This window comes from Bartonella sp. CM86QHHN, assembly GCF_042194695.1.
Taxonomy (GTDB): Bacteria; Pseudomonadota; Alphaproteobacteria; order Rhizobiales; family Rhizobiaceae; genus Bartonella.
Genome location: NZ_JBHIND010000060.1, coordinates 292,070 through 311,165, shown reverse-complemented (window position 1 = coordinate 311,165; position 19,096 = coordinate 292,070). Strand labels below are relative to the sequence as shown.

The 19,096-nt window shown below is 36.7% G+C and carries 15 protein-coding genes and 1 tRNA gene; 9 read left to right on the top strand and 7 right to left on the bottom strand.

The window, feature by feature from the left end; translation table 11 throughout:
* The 3 genes from ACFIKX_RS07125 to ACFIKX_RS07115 form a co-directional block, all read right to left on the bottom strand.
* On the bottom strand, window positions 1-381 hold a 381-nt coding region (locus ACFIKX_RS07125), incomplete at its 3' end, for a hypothetical protein (protein ID WP_375628407.1).
* On the bottom strand, window positions 365-505 hold the full coding sequence (locus ACFIKX_RS07120) for a hypothetical protein (RefSeq protein WP_273755279.1): 141 nt from the start codon (window positions 503-505) through the stop codon (window positions 365-367). The genes ACFIKX_RS07120 and ACFIKX_RS07125, both read right to left, overlap by 17 nt.
* Before the next feature lie 76 nt (window positions 506-581).
* Window positions 582-887, bottom strand: coding sequence for a helix-turn-helix domain-containing protein (locus ACFIKX_RS07115; RefSeq protein WP_375627935.1), 306 nt, complete (start codon window positions 885-887; stop codon window positions 582-584).
* 154 nt (window positions 888-1,041) lie between these two features.
* Here ACFIKX_RS07115 and ACFIKX_RS07110 point away from each other — a divergent pair, with 154 nt between their 5' ends.
* Window positions 1,042-1,560, top strand: a complete 519-nt coding sequence (locus ACFIKX_RS07110) for a helix-turn-helix transcriptional regulator (RefSeq protein WP_375628409.1) — start codon at window positions 1,042-1,044, stop codon at window positions 1,558-1,560.
* 736 nt (window positions 1,561-2,296) lie between these two features.
* Here the strand turns inward: ACFIKX_RS07110 and pgi are convergent.
* From pgi to ACFIKX_RS07095, 3 genes are all read right to left on the bottom strand, one after another.
* The gene (gene pgi / locus ACFIKX_RS07105; RefSeq protein ID WP_375628411.1) at window positions 2,297-3,961 is read right to left on the bottom strand and encodes a glucose-6-phosphate isomerase; all 1,665 of its coding nucleotides are present in this window, start codon (window positions 3,959-3,961) and stop codon (window positions 2,297-2,299) included.
* A 189-nt stretch (window positions 3,962-4,150) separates the two neighbouring features.
* On the bottom strand, window positions 4,151-7,285 hold the full coding sequence (locus ACFIKX_RS07100) for an efflux RND transporter permease subunit (RefSeq protein WP_375628413.1): 3,135 nt from the start codon (window positions 7,283-7,285) through the stop codon (window positions 4,151-4,153).
* The gene (locus ACFIKX_RS07095; protein ID WP_375628415.1) at window positions 7,282-8,421 is read right to left on the bottom strand and encodes an efflux RND transporter periplasmic adaptor subunit; all 1,140 of its coding nucleotides are present in this window, start codon (window positions 8,419-8,421) and stop codon (window positions 7,282-7,284) included. Before ACFIKX_RS07095 ends, ACFIKX_RS07100 begins: the two co-directional genes overlap by 4 nt.
* A 369-nt stretch (window positions 8,422-8,790) precedes the next feature.
* On the opposite strand from ACFIKX_RS07095, the gene ACFIKX_RS07090 reads away from it, so the two are divergent.
* The 4 genes from ACFIKX_RS07090 (at window position 8,791) to ACFIKX_RS07075 (ending at window position 13,896) form a co-directional block, all read left to right on the top strand.
* Window positions 8,791-8,867, top strand: a tRNA-Arg gene (locus ACFIKX_RS07090).
* A gap of 756 nt (window positions 8,868-9,623) precedes the next feature.
* Entirely contained in the window at window positions 9,624-11,297 is a 1,674-nt protein-coding gene (locus ACFIKX_RS07085; protein ID WP_375628417.1) for a formate--tetrahydrofolate ligase, read from the top strand.
* Window positions 11,298-11,482: 185 nt separating this feature from the next.
* Window positions 11,483-11,716 (top strand): 30S ribosomal protein S21, encoded by a 234-nt coding sequence (gene rpsU, locus ACFIKX_RS07080; protein ID WP_012754552.1) that lies wholly within the window; start codon window positions 11,483-11,485, stop codon window positions 11,714-11,716.
* A 1,619-nt stretch (window positions 11,717-13,335) separates the two neighbouring features.
* On the top strand, window positions 13,336-13,896 hold the full coding sequence (locus ACFIKX_RS07075; RefSeq protein ID WP_375612838.1) for an SH3 domain-containing protein: 561 nt from the start codon (window positions 13,336-13,338) through the stop codon (window positions 13,894-13,896).
* Window positions 13,897-13,942: 46 nt separating this feature from the next.
* Here the strand turns inward: ACFIKX_RS07075 and irrA are convergent, their stop codons facing one another.
* The gene (gene irrA, locus ACFIKX_RS07070; RefSeq protein ID WP_375612837.1) at window positions 13,943-14,455 is read right to left on the bottom strand and encodes an iron response transcriptional regulator IrrA; all 513 of its coding nucleotides are present in this window, start codon (window positions 14,453-14,455) and stop codon (window positions 13,943-13,945) included.
* A gap of 232 nt (window positions 14,456-14,687) precedes the next feature.
* On the opposite strand from irrA, the gene fabA reads away from it, so the two are divergent.
* From fabA to ACFIKX_RS07050, 4 genes are all read left to right on the top strand, one after another.
* Entirely contained in the window at window positions 14,688-15,197 is a 510-nt protein-coding gene (gene fabA / locus ACFIKX_RS07065) for a 3-hydroxyacyl-[acyl-carrier-protein] dehydratase FabA (protein ID WP_273722474.1), read from the top strand.
* A gap of 57 nt (window positions 15,198-15,254) precedes the next feature.
* A complete protein-coding gene (fabB, locus tag ACFIKX_RS07060) occupies window positions 15,255-16,475 on the top strand; it encodes a beta-ketoacyl-ACP synthase I (RefSeq protein ID WP_375628420.1) in 1,221 nt (406 codons plus the stop codon).
* Window positions 16,476-16,523: 48 nt separating this feature from the next.
* Window positions 16,524-17,342 (top strand): enoyl-ACP reductase FabI, encoded by an 819-nt coding sequence (fabI, locus tag ACFIKX_RS07055; RefSeq protein ID WP_375628422.1) that lies wholly within the window; start codon window positions 16,524-16,526, stop codon window positions 17,340-17,342.
* Between the two features lie 1,088 nt (window positions 17,343-18,430).
* Entirely contained in the window at window positions 18,431-18,613 is a 183-nt protein-coding gene (locus tag ACFIKX_RS07050; protein ID WP_375628424.1) for a DUF4102 domain-containing protein, read from the top strand.
* Window positions 18,614-19,096 lie beyond the last annotated feature (483 nt).

The following is a 19,096-nucleotide window of genomic DNA, read 5'->3' as shown; positions in this document are numbered from 1 at the left end:
GATCTCTTTAAAGAATAAATCCATCGCACGCCCCGCCCATCTTCGATAAGCTTTCGCAAAAACGGGTTCTTCCAAACGCCGGTTAATCACTTGCATAGATAGAGAAATAGAAGTCCGCTGACGTGCCTGTATCGCAACAATACGCCGCCGTGGCACCTCAAACTGATAATGCAAAATATGAATAACAATCTGTCGTGCTAACGCCGCATCAAATAAGCCATGCGGGGGGTCAATAATATACCGGATCGGCAGATGCTTAAATCCACTACTCACGGCTTTTAAAGAACAGGAAAGCATCACCTGTAAACGTTCAACTTCTGAATAAGGATTAACGATATCGTTTCTGACATCTGGGGTCCATAAATTACAAGCAGCAACCATAACCACCCCCTATAAAAACAATATGACCACCATCTAATCGCCAGAACCAACCCATGCAAACGGCTGTTCTATGATGCAACTCTATGCAATTTATCTTGCCTATTTCGTACTGATCTTTAGACATTGATAAACCTTTTTATCTTATGGTATTTAAATTCATGGCAAATGCGTATGATACACGCAAAGCCGTGTAACGAAGTTCAAGCAGCATTACCGCGCAATGCGGACTGTGTTGCCGAATCTGTATTGGCATGTTTTGCTGCTTTAAAAATGCGACGGCGACTTTTGGGGTAGCGGTCGCTAAAAACCTGCTCAACGGGCAAACCGATAAAATCGGCAATAGCACGTTCGGCTTTCTCGTTAGACCGTGTCCAGATATGTTGAACACTGGATGACGATAGTTGATATGCTTTCGCGAGCTCCGCCAAGGTCATATTACGGCGGCGTAGCTCGGCTAAAATACTATGGCGATCCCATACTTGGATGCATGTTTGGGTGGTTGTCATAACTTTCGCTCCTGCTTCAAACGGATGCTCAAACCATCCGTTTTTTGTGGGGTTAATTGTAAAATATCTGCCCTCTATATCGGGCGGTAATTAGATATATATACCAAATATTTTGTGTTGTAAACAATTTATTTTGTATAGAGGTGATTTTTTTTTGGCACGTCCAGAAGTAGAACCAAAAACAGAACTGGCAAAACGCTTGCGTGAAGTACGACGAATACTCGGAAACGAAGAGCGGGGCATTTTTGCGCAACGCCTTAATTTACAACGCAATACCCTTGCCAATTATGAAATCGGAGCACATGAGCCTCCATCCTCAGTAATTAACGCCTATTATACAGCCTATAACATTAATCCTCATTGGCTTGTCACTGGTGAAGGCGAAATGTTTAGTGACATGGCAAAAGCGAAAGCAGCAGGTTTTAAAGCACCAACCATCCCTGCTGGTCTCATGAAAAAGCTTGGTCGCATAGCTTATACAACCTATCGCGATGCAAATATAAAACTCCCCCCTGAAGATATAGCGGAATTAGCGGCAGAGCTTTGTATAAAGTTGCAAGAGCTTGTTCAAGACATCAACGACACGGAAGAGGTCGAAGCAACTTTCCCTCTTCTTAAAATTCATTTAAAGCGTCAAATAGAAGCTGAAAGAGTACATCTAGAAACTACATAAGATATAGCTTAATGCCTCTTTAATATGAAAAATCGATATGAAAATCTTTTTACATTAAAAAAATAATATAACTATTTGATTAATAAGTATATATTGCCTCTAAAAATAGATAATCATCAATAGGTGAAAATCTTTTTTGCTTTTTTGGTTATTTTTGGCTGATTTTGGAGTGAGCTTCACAATTTACCGAATTTTTTTCACAGGGTCTTCAAAGGCGGTTTTCTGGGCTTTCACAGACTTTTCAAAATTTTTCACAGGGTTTTCAAAGACCTTTCAAAACCTTCTTTCATTTTTACCATGAAAACGCACTTTTTTCTGATTTTCACTCTTTTTCGCTCTTTTTTACAATTTTAGGTGTCAAAATCTATTTTGACAAAACGCGCATTGAATGCTAAATTTTATACATAAAAACAACAAATTACCACGTATTCCTACCTAATCCCACCTTTTCCCACTTAGTACAAAACCTAGTGTCAAACTACACAGGTTTTGTACCAATTTATTTTTTTCGAAGGATTTTAAGGGGGGGCTCAAAGGGTCTTCAAAGACCTCTCAAAGGTCTTTATCGTTTTTGCGAATAAATTCTCATTTTTACAATTTTTGCACTTTTTTGATTTTCTGTTACATAAATCTAATCCAGATAATAAGAGAAGGCATAGTAAAATTAAAGAATTATCTCATATTTCTCCTCCTTCTACTTTTGCTTAGTTAGTACAAAACCTACTGTAAAATTATATTATTTTGCACGTCTTGCTTGAATATGTGCTAGCAACCCTAATGTTGAACTATCACGATTATCCGCTTTACTTTCTCCACGAAGAATTGGTAGTAACTCGTTTGCTAATTCTTTACCAAGTTCAACACCCCATTGATCAAATGAATTAATATTCATTAAAATCCCTTCAACAAAAGTGCGATGTTCATAAAGCGCAATAAGACGACCGAGTGCAAAAGGTGTTAATGAATCTTGAACCAGCGTAATGCTGGGACGGTTTCCTTTAAAACTTCTATGACGTGCTAAATGGTCTGCTTCACCCTCATCAACTCCATTTTTTATCAAGATATGCCGAGCATCTTCAAGACTACGCCCCTTCATCAAGGCTTTTGATTGTGCTAAACCGTTTGCTAGCAACATCTCATACATAGAATGTAATTTTTTCTCATGCCCTTTTATAAATAAAATAAATTCTACAGGAATAATATCTGTTCCTTGATGCAGAAGCTGAAAAAAAGCATGTTGACTATTTGTTCCTGAATCCCCCCAAACAATTGAACCACTTGAAAAACTTAATGGTTTTCCATCCAGCGAGACTTGTTTACCATTTGATTCCATATCAAGCTGTTGTAAATAAGCTGGAAAATGTATTAAACGCTGTGCATAAGGAATGATCGAACGTGATGAATAACCACAAATAACACGATGCCAGAATCCTAAAAGAGCAAAACGAATAGGAATATTTTTATGCAAAGGCATAGTTTTAAAATGTTGATCCATTTGCAAAGCACCATTGAGAAATTGGCGAAAATTTCCACCACCTATTGCAAACATAACAACAAGTCCAATGGCTGACCAAATTGAATAACGTCCTCCAACCCAATTCCAAAATTTAAAAACTCTTGTGGAATCTATGCCAAATTCTGCCACTTTATCAAGCGCACTTGAAACAGCAACAAAATGCGTACAAACGGCTTCTTCTCCTAAATGTGAACAAATCCACTGACGTGCAACTTGAGCATTGACCATTGTTTCAGCCGTTGTAAAAGTTTTAGAAGCAATGACAAACAGCGTTGTTGCTGGATTCAAAATAGAGAGAGTATCAGAAATATGGGCACTGTCAGCATTCGAAACAAAATGACACTGTGGACCATCATGATAAGGTTTTAAAGCATATGTGACCATTGCAGGACCAAGATCAGAACCACCAATACCAATATTGACAATATCACTTATTCTCTCGCCACTGCTTCCCTTATAGCTTCCATCACGCACCTTTTCAGAAAATCTTTCCATATCTTCAAGGACGTCTTGAATATCGCGAATAAGATTATGACCATCCAACATGAAAATTTCATCAGCAGGTAAACGTAATGCAATATGAAGAACTGAGCGTTTTTCAGTTGTATTAATCGCCTTACCAGAAAACATTGCATCACGCCGGCCTAACACATCTGCTGCGACCGCTAAATCATCTAGAAGTTGCAATGTTTTAAATGTCACACCACATTTTGAAAAATCGAAAAGAAGATCATCAAGTCTGAGGGAAAAATGGGAAAAACGCTGTTCATCTTCTACAAAATGCCGACGAATATCATAGACCCCATCCTTTGCGGCATGGTTTCTTAAAGCTTTTAATGTGGCTTCAAAAGCCATTTCATTTCGAATCGAAAAGCTATCTCCCATAAGCTTATCCTATACGGTTATTGATAATGAAATCTATGCCCAAACAATAACAAAGCAGAAAACACCTCCTTTATTGCTCGCTATTTTCACTGCTCACATAAAAATGAAGGAATATACAAAATAAAAGGATAAGATCCGAAAATGATATTTTTACAAGAATAAACTTTCAAATCTTTTCTATCATATACATCATTTAACTTGATTGAGTTCTTTTGTTAAACGTAAATCTTCTTCTGCTTTTGGTCTTATAAAACGCCCTAAAAAAAGATAAACAACCGGTGTGACATAAAGCGTAAAAATAGTTGCTAAACCTAAGCCACCAACGATAACCCAACCTAAGGCTATACGAGCTTCTGCGCCAGCACCTTTGGCCAAAACCAAAGGAATACCTCCTAAAATGGCACAAATCATTGTCATACAAACTGGACGAAGGCGAATGTTTGCTGCTTCTTCTACGGCTTCACGCACGCTTCTTCCCTGATCGCGTAATTGATCTGCAAATTCAACAATGAGAATACCATTTTTTGCCATAACACCAATTAACAAAATTAATCCAATTTGGCTGTAAATATTAAGACTTACACCACTTAATAGCATAGCAATTACAGCACAACCAATCCCTAATGGGACAGTGGCCATAATAATGAATCCTGAAATAAAGCTTTCAAACTGAGCAGCCAAAATCAATAAAATAATCAAAAAGGCAATGCCAAAAACAATCATAAAATTGGAAGATGTTTCATTAAGCGTTTCGGCTTCCCCTAAGGGAACCAAATAGGTTCCTTTTGATAACAAAGGAGAAGCAATTTTCTGTACAGTTTGGTAAGCTTCCCCTAAAGCGATATCTGGAGTAAGATTTGCGCTTAAAATAACAGCACTCATGCGTTTTTCCCGTTTTAATTGAGGAGCAATAGCTTTTTCATGTAAACGCGCAATAACCGATAAAGGAACATATCGATTGTCTTTGGTTTTTAAAAAAATATTTTCTAAATCGCTAGGACTCTTCATAGAATTTGTACGCGATATCAATTTAACATCGTAAGAATGATCATCCACGTTAATGGAACCAATCTTTTTACCATCCAACATTGTTTGTAATGTATCGCCCAAATTGGTGATATCAATCCCTAAATCGGAGGCTTTTTTTCGATTGATTTCAATAAAAAATTGCGGTTGTGTTGCATCAACAGTAAGGCGTGGGCGAATAAAACGCGGATCATCTTGTAAAGCACTTACCAGCTTATCAGCAATGGGTTGTAATATTGCATAATCATTGCCAAGAATTGCAAATTGCAACCCTTGCCCAGTTCCGCTCACACCTAGAGAATTTCCCTGCGCAGCAAACACAAAAACTGCGGGAAACTGTTTAACCTTTGCATTAATATCTTTCACGATTTCTTGCTGACTCCGTAAACGTTTATCCCAAGATGAAAGCAATAAAATCAAAAAAGCAGTATTGGGTGAACCGCCAGCACCCGCAATAGAGTAACTGTTAGCAATCTCCCCTGCATCACGTAATGGCTGTAGACTTGCTTCAATTTGCTCTATTTGCTCGTTCAAATATTGTGTTGAAATACCTTGTGGTCCATTAATAACCAAAAAGATCACAGCTCTGTCTTCTGCTGGCGTTAATTCCTGTTGTAGCTTCGTATAGCCTCCAACACAAAGACCCGCAAAAATAAGTGAAGCAAAAACAACAGCCCAAGGCTTTTCTAAACACTTATGCAAACTGTAAGTATATGCCTTATGAAAAAAATTACCTAATTTATATAAAAAAGCAAAATGATGGGACTTTTCCTCTTTTTCCTCAATATGTTCTTTGAGAAAACGCGAAGCCAACATTGGACAAAGCGTTAAGGCAACAACTGAAGAAAGCAAAATAGAAATTGCCAAAACAAAACCAAATTCTCTAAAAAGACCTCCAACTTGCCCAGGAAGAAAGGAAATAGGAACAAACACAGCCACTAATGTCAATGTTGTTGCTAAAACAGCAAAAAACACTTCACGTGTTCCTATCACCGCTGCTGCTCTGGAACCTAATCCCATATTGCGCCACCGAACAATATTCTCAAGAACAACAATGGCATCATCCACAACAAGCCCTGTTGCTAAAACAAGTCCTAAAAATGTGAGAATATTCAATGAAAACCCTACAAGATAAATAGCCGCAATGGTACCAATCAAAGCGACAGGAAGAGATAAAGCAGGTATCAGCGTTACACGAATGTCTCTGAGAAAAAGAAAAATGACCAAGATAACGCTCAAAATAGCAATGACCAACGCAACTTCAACCTCATGAAGAGCGCTTTTAATAAAAATTGCATCGTCATTAATAACGTCTATATTTACAGAAGAAGGAACAATACTTTTGAGATTATCAACAACGGCTCTCACACCTTCAGAAATATTAAGAGTGTTGGATTGTGCTTTACGCACGATACCTAATCCAATACCTGTCTTTCCATTGATACGAAGAATAACTGTTTCTATATCCGGCGATAAAGTAACATGCGCAACATCACCAAGATGCACATGAGGCTTTAAAACAACTTGTTCAAAAGATTCTGGTGTTGTTAAACGTGCAGTAGCACGTACAACTAAAGTTTGCTTAGAATTGCGTAATGACCCTACTGGCACATCTGTTGTCATATCAGCAAGAACACGTGAAATATCTGCTACAGTTAATCCATAACTTGCAAGTTTTGCTTGATCTATATCAATCTGAAAAATCTTTGTGCGAGCACTATCGACCTGTACATCACCAACACCATCAACAGCAGAAATAGCATCAACAATCTGATCGTTTACAATCGTGGTTAAATCATCAACACTCATTGTTGGTGACGTCACAACCAAATACATCATGGCAGCAGCATTCGAATCTGCTTTAATAATCAAAGGCGAATCCGCATCTTTCGGTAAAGAATAGGTAACACGAGAGAGAGCATCACGAATATCAGATGCTGCAACATTCAAATCAACACCGACATTAAAGTTAATCTTCACACGGGAGCGTCCAAAAGAAGACGTTGAAGAAATCGTCTTAACACCTGAAACACGAGAAACAGCATCTTCTATAACTTTTGTAACTTCACGATCAATTGTTTCTGCCGATGCACCAGAAAACATCGTCACAATCGTTGTTACAGGAGTATCAACATCGGGTAATTCTCTTACATCAACATTTAACCATGCTGCAAATCCTGCAATGATGATCATAGCATTCAAAACAAGAGTAAAAACCGGTCTGCGAATAAATAAGGTAATGAGACCACCTTGCTCCACCTTTGACATAGGCTGTTTTGTGCTCAATTCTTGGCTCATTGTATATCCGTTCCATAACCTACTGATAATTGCTGTTGATGAGACTTTGGATCATCAATAGTTACCTTACTTCCTGGATAAAGCATTTGCACCCCTTGAATGACAACTTGATCACCATTTTCTAGGGGAGCTTTCACGAAAACATGATCGGCTTTATGCTGAATAATTGATACGGGTATAGCCTCTACTTTTCCTTCTCTCACACGCCAAACGAATGACCCTTTACTATTCCATTGAACTGCAAGAGGATTAACGACAGGAAAAGAACCACCATGAAACTGCAAGGAAACAGAAAAGGACATACCAGACATGAGCGTATCTTTTTCATTATTGATTTCAACCTGAACATGAAGTGTGCGACTTTCTGGATCAACGATATTATCAATCGCATAAATATGACCAACAAAAGATCTATCTGGCTGCGCGATTAACGTTGCCGTTACCTCATCTCCTTTATGGATGCGCGACACATATCGTTCAGGGGCCCATATATCGACCAAAATACGTTCTCTATTCTCAATACGGCCTATTACAGTATTAAGGGTCACGTTATTCCCCGCATCAACGGGCAAAATACCAACAACTCCAGGAATCGGTGCTCGAATTGTTCGCCGATCGAGATCTAATTCAGCATTACGCAAAACTAAATTTGCGTTATCCAACTCTAAGCGTGCCATAATTTCTTGAACTTCCGTTGCCGTATTGCTGGCGCGTAATTTAAGAATACGCGAAAGCGTCAACGCATTGTTATCACGTTGCACTTTTGCTTTTGCAGCCGCTATTTCTTCTTTTTTAGAATCAAGCTTTGCAATCACATCATCAGCTTGTACTTTTGTACCCGCTGATACAAAAAGCTTATCAATAACACCTGAGGATAAAGGGGTAAGCTCGACTTCTGCAAGAGCTTTTCCACTCCCAAGAACGTTAAGTTGTTCATAAAGATCTTGAACTTTTACAAGATCAACGACAACATTTACCGGTGGCCTTCCCATTTTTTCATTTGAAGCTTTATCCGATACTCTTGTTTTATCCACCATAGAAATGGGTTGGTCTGCACTCTTTTTTCCAGCCCAATAAGTAACCGTTAAAACAACGATTAAAAACACTAATGGAAAGCTCTTTTTTAATAACGCCATACATCCGCCCTTGCTGTGTCATGTTCATCTGAAATAGTTTTCAACAGTAGTATCGGCGTTTTACACAAAAACCCAACAGCGGGTGTATATATCTTACCCCCACCGCAAAAAACACATCTCATCTCTGCTTGACTATCTTTCATAGATTAAAACGTCAAGTTAACTATCGTTCATATTGCTTTGTATAGTCATGACAAAAAAATGTTCATATCAAAACCAACTGAAGCCATAATATATTATATCCTTTTTTAAAATATATCATAAAAAAAGAGAGATTTTTTTTATGACGACTCAAGTTTCACTTGCATTTCTTTAATGAAACGATTAGGAACCCTTTTGTCTTAGACAATGTAAAAAATTGAAATGTATGCACCCGTAGCTCAGCTGGATAGAGCACCAGACTACGAATCTGGGGGTCAGGAGTTCGAATCTCTTCGGGTGCGCCATCTATCAATATCTTACTTATAAAGTCAGACTTTTTAAATTCTTTATTTTGTGATTTATTTTTACCTATCTTTGTATTTTGTTATTTCATTCTGTTGTGAGTCGTTTCTTTAGCCATTTTGCTAGAATAAGATGTTACGAGTCCTTCAATTCAGCTCTAAGTTGCTTTTATTAGCTTATAATCGTAGCGATTGCATGAGTAGCGTATGTTGTTGTTTTCTTTTTTCAATCTATGCGCTTGTTTTTGGTCTCTTCCGGATTATACTCTCTACTCAGTTAGGTAATTTTTTACGTGCTTATTTCTAATTGTTCCATAACTGGATGTTTCTGGATATTTTATTCCTAGCAGTCCCATCTTAAGAGGGACTTCAGATGTGTCGCCATAAATTCCGGTTTACCACCATGTGAAACTTTTTCAGTGTGTTGTTAGAAAGAATAAATAAACTACTTCTCAAACGTACTACTATGAAACACTTATGGTATCCATTAATGTCATCAGCATTTGTTGCAAACCAAAGCTTCTTTTCGCAATATTTTTAATTGAATTAAACGTATTTTTACTGCTTAAAAGCAAAAAGATTCTTTTTCCTAAAAAACAATAAAACTCTTCTTGTGCTTCTTTAGCATTATCTCTTGCATGGCATATCATCGATTTCTATGATATCTTAATATTTTTCTGTTCTCTATGAATTTTTCTAATTAATCCATGGAGTACAGATCTCAAACATTAATAAAAGCTGAATTTAAAGAATTTTTCCATGCCTAAAACTGATATTGAAATTGCTCGCACTGCTAAAAAGCAACATATTATTGAAATTGCACAAAAAATTGGTATTTCACATGAAAATCTCATTCCCTATGGTCATGATAAAGCTAAAATTTCTTCTGAATACATAAAATCGCTTAATAAAAATCCAGATGGTAAACTTATCCTTGTCACAGCTATCAATCCCACACCTGCCGGAGAAGGCAAAACAACAACAACAGTTGGACTAAGTGATGCTCTTAATCTTATTGGTAAAAAAACAATAGCTACCTTGAGAGAACCATCTTTAGGTCCCTGTTTTGGTATAAAAGGTGGTGCTGCTGGTGGTGGTTATGCGCAAGTCATTCCAATGGATGACCTTAATTTACATTTTACCGGTGATTTTCATGCTATTACATCTGCTCATAATCTTCTTGCCGCAATGATAGATAATCATCTTTATTGGGGAAATACTCTAAACATTGATCCACGTCGCATTGTTTGGAAGCGCGTTCTTGATATGAATGACCGTGTATTGCGCGATATTGTCATTTCATTGGGGGGCATAACAAATGGTTTTCCACGTCAAACAGGTTTTGATATTACTGTTGCATCAGAAATTATGGCGCTTCTTTGTCTCTCTGAAAATTTAGAAAACCTTACACAAAGACTCAAAAAAATTATTGTTGCTTATCGTTATGATAAAACGCCCATCACCGTTGCTGATCTCAATGCGGAAGGTGCAATGGCAGTTCTTCTCAAAGATGCTATACAACCCAATCTCGTACAGACAATTGAAAATAATCCTGTTCTCGTTCATGGAGGACCTTTTGCCAACATTGCTCATGGTTGCAATTCAGTTATAGCAACAAAAACTGCTTTAAAACTTGCTGATTATGTTGTCACAGAAGCAGGGTTTGGAGCAGATCTTGGAGCAGAAAAGTTCTTCAATATCAAATGTAGGCAAGCAGGTATTGTACCAAATGCTACAGTGATCGTCGCAACTATTCGTGCATTAAAAATGAATGGTGGTCTGGATAAAAATAACCTGACAGAAGAAAATATCACCGCTTTAGAAAAAGGAGCTGCCAATCTTTTACGACACATAAAAAATATGAAGCACTACGGTATTCCTTGTGTTGTGGCTATCAATCATTTTGACAGCGATAGCGATGCTGAAATAAAAACATTACAAAAAATAGTTGCAACAACTGGACACAAAGCTATTATCTGTAAGCATTGGGAACAAGGTGGAAAAGGCGCTATAGAACTTGCACAAGAACTCGTTACCTTGATTGAAAAGCACGATTCTGATTTTAAAGTTCTCTATCAAGATGATATTCCACTCGTTCAAAAAATTAATTGTATTATAACAAAGCTATACGGTGGACGTGGCGCCATCATCTCAGCCCCTATTCTCAAACAACTTGAAACTTGGGAAAAAGAAGGTTTTGGCGTCTACCCTATTTGTATGGCCAAAACACCTTATTCTTTTTCTTCTGATCCCAAGCAATACGGAGCTCCTGTTGATTTTGAAATTCCCATACGAGAAGTTCGTCTCTGTGCGGGAGCCGGCTTTATTGTTGTCATTTGTGGAGATGTTATGACCATGCCGGGACTACCCCATTATCCCACGGCTGAAAAAATTCATCTTGACGAAAATGATCAAATACAAGGACTTTCATAAGTTTATAATCATGAAATCTATCATTCATTATAAAAAGCATTTTATTACAAAAAAAATAGAATTTTTAAAAGCGATATAGACAAATGTCTTATTTATATGGTATAAGTTTCTGTCCTTTTGGATATGCCTTTAAAAGGACGTAGGTTTTCCTATTATTTGTGACACTGAAAAAAGCAGGATAAATAGTGCAAGTACTCGTTCGTGATAATAATGTTGATCAAGCGCTCCGCGCGTTGAAAAAAAAGATGCAGCGTGAAGGTATCTTCCGTGAAATGAAAATGCGTAGTTATTATGAGAAGCCATCTGAGAAGCGTGCTCGTGAAAAAGCTGAAGCTATTCGTCGTACACGCAAGCTTGCTCGTAAGCGTGCACAAAGAGAAGGTTTTGTTAGTAACGGACGAACTGTTGCGGTAAAGTAATATACTTTATGATATAATATAATTGCATAAGCAATAGATAGTAAGCTACTAGAAAATTTTATCTTCATAGGCAATTGCGATGAATTGCTTGTGTAGGTTTTTATGTACAATGTTATCTAATATGTTAGTTATTTGAAAATAATAAGGTTTCTATCATAGAGGTGGTTTTTATTTCACTCTTATATTTTAAAAATAGATAACAAACTACACTTGAGATATTTAAGCGACTTTTTCCTATGTAAATTGAGTGCGGGGTGTTTTATTATCACTTTTCGCTATAATTTTCTCCTTCTGGATATCTCTTACATCACTGCTTCTTATGTACAAATTTCATGATGAACTTCTTTTTTGTCATTAAATATTCTACATCTTTCGATCATTCTAGGTCTGATTACAAAACAAAAATAACTATCGCAATATGCGATTGTGTGTAAAATATAATATCAAATTCATAATCCTCTTTCCCTTCAGTTATGTAACGAAACGATATAATTCCATAACTTTTTATATCTCTTGATTCTGTCTCTCTAAAGGATGACGAATTTCAACCACTGCACTATAGATTCTTTTTTCTTGATAAATTTCTTCTATTCATCACTTATGTAATTACCCTCATCAGTGTATCGAATAAGCCTTTCTATTTCATTCAACTTTCTTCTATACTGAGTTAGAGAAAAAGAAAATTGACAATAAACAGAGAAAACACTGTATTTTAATATGGATGAATGTGCCTTTTATTACCATTTTTGATGGAAATGTTTTTAAAATTTAAATAACGAGTTAAAGTTTTTAACGCGGAGATTTATTATTATAAGTAATCGTTTTTCATATTAAGTAATAATTCTGAATAACGTAAAGTTTCTCAACACTTTCTCATATTGAATCAATCAAGATTATTTTCTTGTACATCATAAGCGGGATTCGTATGCAAATAGAATAAAAGCTATTTAAGAAAAAACAAAAATGCTTCTTATAAACACTATGAATAATAGGAACTGCATAACATTGAAAGCTGGTAAATAGAACGATGGAGCCAGCTTATCTACCATACGGATAAGCATTATCATGGCATAAGATTAGAGTGTAGAAAATTTTATAAATGAATTATCACGAAAAAGTGTCCTGTTAAAATTAGCCCTTCATATATCAATCTACTCTATAATGTTGCTCATATTTTTACGCTTAAATGTTTTATTTATCGTATTATTTTGTTCATTCAAAACTTCTTTTCAAGCCACACAATAATCCCTTTCTGAACAGCTCTTTGTTCATAGTATGCATACATGCACTTTTACTTTGAGAAACAAACTCAAAAAAGAGATGCAATACTTTAGCCCTAATTTCCTGTACAAAAACTGCCTATGGCTCCAATATACTTTACTGTTTTATCACGCTTACAGCTACATAAAAATCTAATGTTTATTTATATCTACCCCCTCATAAACAAGATAAGCACTAAGAAATACAAACCTTTTGTTTTCCTTATTTTGATATTTTTGTAGCAATTTTTTCATCGTTTAGATCTCTTTAACGAGCAATGTGTCATACTTTTTATCAGTTTCCAGTCTTATCTTTCAGATTTTAAATTTCCAATATATGACGAAATAAAGGAGTTCGGTGTGCAAAATTCTCGTTGGTTTCGCGTTTCAATACTCATATCATGTATCTTAATAGCAATAGTCATTGTATTGGGTTCATCTCATTTGTTGCATGCACAAACATTTAATCAAAATTTAGGGCCCAGTGGTTTACCACTTCCGCGATTTGCTTCGATTAAACCCACCAGCGTTAATGTACGCGTCGGACCAGGAAGCAACTATTCAATCATTTTCACCTACAAAAAGAAGGGCTTACCTATTGAAATCATTCAAGAATATGATCAATGGCGCAAAATTCGTGATGCAGAAGGCGATGAGGGATGGGTGTATCAATCGCTTTTATCGGGAAAGCGAACTGCTATAACTATTCCATGGCAAAAAGATAAAACAAAAAGGCTGATGCTACGAAAAAACCCCACCGACAACGCAGAACTTGTGGCGGAAGTAGAACCTAACGTCATTGGTAACATCCGCCAATGTGATGGACAATGGTGCGAACTAAACATTAATAATACGCGCGGATGGCTTCAGCAACCCCAGTTATGGGGAATCTATCCTGATGAAAAAGTAAAAGGTTGGTGAATACTCAAACTCAACAAGTTTAATTTTTATTCCTCATTGAATATCCTCACTGCCTATCACAAGATTGATTTTTTGGTTTCAATCGCACGATTAAATCAACATGTGAAATTTCCATACCTTCTGGTGGCTTAGGCAAATTTCTAATAATGGGAGCTTCTTCCAAATTATAAGGAATATCAAGAATACGATTTTCGCCTTCTATATAAAAATGGTAGTGATCAGAGGTATTGGTATCAAACCAAGTTTTTGAGCCTTCTACGGCAATAATCCGTAATAATCCCGCTTCCGTAAATTGATGAAGCGTATTATAAACCGTTGCTAAAGATACAGGTACACCTGCCCTCACCGCTTCCTCATAGAGCTCTTCAGCAGTAATATGACGATTTCCTTGAGAAAAAATCATATGTGCAAGTTCCAACCGCTGACGTGTTGGACGCAGACCATTTTGACGCAAATGTTTTTCTAACATAGAAATGGAATAATATTGCACAATTTTTCCACACTCTTTTGTGAACTGCTGCTCTTCATTCATATCTAAATTGTCTGCACTCACTGACATAATTACAAACCCAAATATATTCCTGCTAAATAAGATCAAAATACAAAAAAATGGGAATAGTATGGTGTAATCTTGTATTCCATTTTTAAATAATTACCTATGTAGAATACATAAAAAAAGGCTTTTGTCATTAAAAATGATATAAAATCATTTCCCTCTCTTTAAAATTTGCTCTAAAAGTAGGTTGGGAAAAGCGCAGAAATAAAGATATATGCAAATAAATGGAGTAACAATGGCTGAACAAAAGTCTCGCTACACATATGAAGAGCTTCTAAGCTGCGCTCGCGGCGAAATGTTTGGTAGAGGTAATGCGCAATTGCCAGCACCGCCAATGTTAATGATTCATCGAATCACTCAAATTAGTGAAACTGATGGTAAATACGATAAAGGAATGGTTCGCGCCGAATTTGACATTACACCAGACATGTGGTTCTTTAATTGTCACTTTATAGGCGATCCCGTCATGCCAGGATGTCTCGGACTGGATGGTATGTGGCAATTAACAGGTTTTTTTCTTGGTTGGCTAGGCGAACCAGGCAAAGGAAGAGCAATATCAACAGGTGAAGTAAAGTTATCAGGGATGGTAACTCCACAAACCAAAATTCTTGAATATGAAATAGATTTTAAGCGTATTCGACGTGGAAATTTAGTCTTAGGAATAGCTGATGGGTGGCTAAAAGCAGATGGAGAGACTATTTATAAGGCGAACGATTTACGCGTTGCTTTATTCAAAGAAGATTGAACGTTATTTCCGTCAGAAAGAACTTTTCACTATTCTGTATGGAACGAGGAGGTATGAATGCGTCGAGTTGTTGTAACCGGAATGGGAATTGTCTCCGCAATTGGAAATAATCCTGGAGCTGTTTTAACCAGTTTACGTGAAGCAAAATCCGGAATTTCTTACGCACCTCAATATGCTGAATTAGGCTTTCGTAGCAGAGTTTATGGCAAGCCCGATATTAATATAGAAGAACTCGTAGATCGACGTGCTCTACGTTTTCATGGGCGTGGAACAGCATGGAATCACATCGCCATGGATCAAGCAATTGCTGATGCGGGTCTAGAACCGCATGAAGTATCGAACGAACACACGGGTATTATTATGGGTTCTGGAGGTGCTTCAACACATTCAATCGTAGAAGCTGCTGACATTACACGCCAAAAAGGTCCAAAACGTGTTGGACCTTTTGTTGTCCCTAAAGCGATGAGTTCCACAGCATCTGCAACATTAGCAACTTTCTTTAAAATAAAGGGGATCAATTATTCAATCTCTTCAGCTTGTGCTACCTCCAATCATTGTATTGGTAATGCTTACGAAATGATACAATATGGTAAACAGAAGCGCATCTTTGCCGGTGGCTGCGAAGATTTGGATTGGACACTATCTGTTTTATTCGATGCCATGGGCGCTATGTCCAGCAGATATAATGACATTCCTCACAAAGCTTCACGTGCTTATGATGTTAATCGTGATGGTTTTGTCATTGCTGGAGGTGCTGGCGTTTTAGTCCTTGAAGATTTAGAACTTGCTAAAGCACGTGGTGCAAAAATCTACGGAGAAATCGTTGGATACGGTGCGACATCCGATGGACATGATATGGTTGCCCCATCAGGAGAGGGAGCAGAACGATGCATGCGCATGGCCCTTGCAACAGTCGATAATAAAATTGATTATATCAATCCCCATGCGACAGCAACTCCTGTTGGTGATCCTCCTGAGATAGAAGCTATCCGTCGTGTCTTTGGAGCAGGTGATCAATGCCCCCCCATTTCCGCTACCAAGTCTCTAACAGGACATTCCTTGGGAGCAGCAGGTGTTCACGAAGCAATCTATACATTGTTAATGATGAATCATAATTTTATTTGTGAAAGTGCCCATATTGAAGAACTTGATCCAGCTTTTGCTGATATGCCAATCGTTCGTGAACGACGTGATCATCAACAACTGAATACCGTATTGTCGAATACTTTTGGCTTTGGCGGTACCAATGCAACGCTTGTTTTCCAACGTTATGTATAAACAAAAGCTCTTAGTAATTGAAAAAAGTACGGTCTTACGGAGAATAATATGAAAGGTTTGATGGAGGGCAAACGCGGCCTTATTATGGGAATTGCGAATGACCATTCAATTGCTTGGGGCATTGCCTGTCAGCTCGCACAAGCAGGAGCGGAATTAGCGTTGACTTATCAAGGAAATGCTTTTGGAAAACGTGTTCATCCCCTAGCAGATAAACTTGGCTGCAAATTAGTGCTAGAGTGTGACGTTGAAAAAAGTGAAAATATTGATTACGTCTTTGAGCAACTTGAAAAAGAATGGAAAACAATTGATTTTATTGTCCATGCCATTGGTTTTTCAGATAAAACTCAGCTAAAAGGGCGTTACGTTGATGTTACAACACGTGAAAACTTTCAACGCACGATGGTTATTTCAGCTTATTCCTTTACTGAAATTGCCCAGCGCGCGGGTAAGCTTATGCCCAAAGGAGGAACACTTTTAACTCTTACCTATGGTGCTTCACAGCAAGTTGTGCCTAATTATAACATCATGGGTGTTGCTAAAGCAGCTTTAGAAGCTATGGTACGTTATTTAGCAGCGGACTTTGGTCCTCAAAATATTCGTGTCAATGCGATTTCCGCTGGTCCTGTTAGAACTTTAGCAGGTAATGGTATTGCAGCTGCACGGGCAATATTTTCACATCAACGCCGTAATGCCCCATTACGGCGTACCGTAGATATTCATGAAATTGGAAAATCTGCTCTTTATCTACTCTCTGACTTATCATCAGGTGTTACAGGTGAAATCCATTATGTTGATTCAGGCTATAACATCATGTCTATGCCAATACTTGAAGAACTGAAAAAAAGTGACGATTCCCAAGAAGAATAAAATTTATTTCATTGCATTAAAAAAGAAAATCAATCATGTACATAGTGCTTTAATCGGGTATTGAGTACTTTCTCAGCTATATAATAGTGTATTGACTTATAATAATATGACGTAAGGAATATGTGCAAATGTTTGTAAGAATAAGTCAATACAAAACCAGATGTACGATGCCTTGTTTCGCAAAATATTTTATAAAAGCCGGAATATTTCTTCAATCCATGGTTGATAAAGTGTGTATTTTATGACGTTATTTACCTTACTAAAGCATACGCTTTTGCCATTGCTTATAAATCAATATCCAACCCTCATGCCACCGCAGTTTGAAACAGAGATTAGAGAATTATTAAAACCCTTAGTTTCAGCTTTTGTGTAGCAAATTGAAAAAAATATTCCTACCGTTTGATTTATTCTTGAAACGCAAATACAATCTAATTTAGGATGAATATGAAGGCGTAAAGAAATCAATCATTAATCTTACTATTGTTCTTTAATGAAAGCATTGCTCTGATGTGTCAGGTAAAATAGAACACCCAAAAACACTATAGCTGTTTCTCCTTCATGCATTTTTTAAAGATATCTCTCAATGCACGCCATTCCATTTCACAATGGTACCTGTAGAACGTATAAAAAATCCTTGTGAAGTACATAAAATCCTTTTTTTACCACCATTTTAATGTTTATACAGATGACAAACCGACACCGTCATTTTACTTGCCATGTTCTAATATTGAAACAACCCTTGACACTTGAGATGATTCATTAGAAGTATCTTTAATAATTTTTATCCACATACTAACCCGCTTGTGACAAGCAAACATATATTTTTAATTAACTCAATACAAAAATAAAATGAATCATTTATATAAATCAATTTTTTATCTTTATAATGACATTATTTTTCAGTTTAAATGACAGCCACAAACAAGTACAATAACATTTTTTCAATCTTAGACTTTCAAAGTTATAATTCCAAAAATCATTTCTTGCATATAAAAAACAGAATTGACATGTGAGAAAATAAAAGGCTTAAATATCTCTACTGAACAGCTTCAAGTGCCAAGAGCTGTCTCACAACATTTGGGGGTGTAATGATGCTCGTCTTCCTCCTTCATAAATATAAAGATGGGGATGTGCACAATGGCTTTATCGGTTACACTATTCACGGTCACCGTCGCGAAGTGGACTTGGAAGTTTTAAGAGAGGTCTCTTTAAAACAAGCACGTGAATATATAACAGCAATCGTGTTTTTTTGGGCGTTCTATTTTACCTGACACATCAGAGAAATGCTTTCATTAGAAAATGAGAAAAATAAAGGTGTGAGATAATCTCCATTATTTAAAAGATATTGCTTTAGATAACGTAAAACTGAATTTAAAAATGATTGTAGAAATGGGAACAGATTTTCAGCTTTAAAATTTCATCTTCTTCCCAAATTAGATTGTCTTCTTGTTTTAAAGAATTACAAAAACAGAGATTCACAATATCCCTGCCCCGATATTCTTAGCTTATACGTTACATAAATAAGATGCTTCTACCTAATGAGTCTTGTATTATTCTGTTTGCAAATATCATTGTGAGATGAATTTAAGAGACAATAAAAATATCTTGTTCATTACATTACATAAACATGTGTAAGTGGAAACGATAATTTATCTTAAAAGAGATAGCTCTTAGACAAAAGCCAAAACTTTTATATTTCAGCCATGTTTCATAAAGAATCGAATGATATGAATCTATAATTTTCTGGAATATGA

What these genes read in the sequence shown, in the direction of transcription:
- ACFIKX_RS07050 (WP_375628424.1), top strand. Translation starts at nt 18,431, where the DNA reads ATGATGCTCGTCTTCCTCCTTCATAAATATAAAGATGGGGATGTGCAC.
- ACFIKX_RS07095 (WP_375628415.1), bottom strand. Translation starts at nt 8,421, where the DNA reads ATGGCGTTATTAAAAAAGAGCTTTCCATTAGTGTTTTTAATCGTTGTT.
- ACFIKX_RS07085 (WP_375628417.1), top strand. Translation starts at nt 9,624, where the DNA reads ATGCCTAAAACTGATATTGAAATTGCTCGCACTGCTAAAAAGCAACAT.
- fabA (WP_273722474.1), top strand. Translation starts at nt 14,688, where the DNA reads ATGGCTGAACAAAAGTCTCGCTACACATATGAAGAGCTTCTAAGCTGC.
- pgi (WP_375628411.1), bottom strand. Translation starts at nt 3,961, where the DNA reads ATGGGAGATAGCTTTTCGATTCGAAATGAAATGGCTTTTGAAGCCACA.
- ACFIKX_RS07120 (WP_273755279.1), bottom strand. Translation starts at nt 505, where the DNA reads ATGTCTAAAGATCAGTACGAAATAGGCAAGATAAATTGCATAGAGTTG.
- ACFIKX_RS07100 (WP_375628413.1), bottom strand. Translation starts at nt 7,285, where the DNA reads ATGAGCCAAGAATTGAGCACAAAACAGCCTATGTCAAAGGTGGAGCAA.
- fabI (WP_375628422.1), top strand. Translation starts at nt 16,524, where the DNA reads ATGAAAGGTTTGATGGAGGGCAAACGCGGCCTTATTATGGGAATTGCG.
- irrA (WP_375612837.1), bottom strand. Translation starts at nt 14,455, where the DNA reads ATGTCAGTGAGTGCAGACAATTTAGATATGAATGAAGAGCAGCAGTTC.
- ACFIKX_RS07115 (WP_375627935.1), bottom strand. Translation starts at nt 887, where the DNA reads ATGACAACCACCCAAACATGCATCCAAGTATGGGATCGCCATAGTATT.
- fabB (WP_375628420.1), top strand. Translation starts at nt 15,255, where the DNA reads ATGCGTCGAGTTGTTGTAACCGGAATGGGAATTGTCTCCGCAATTGGA.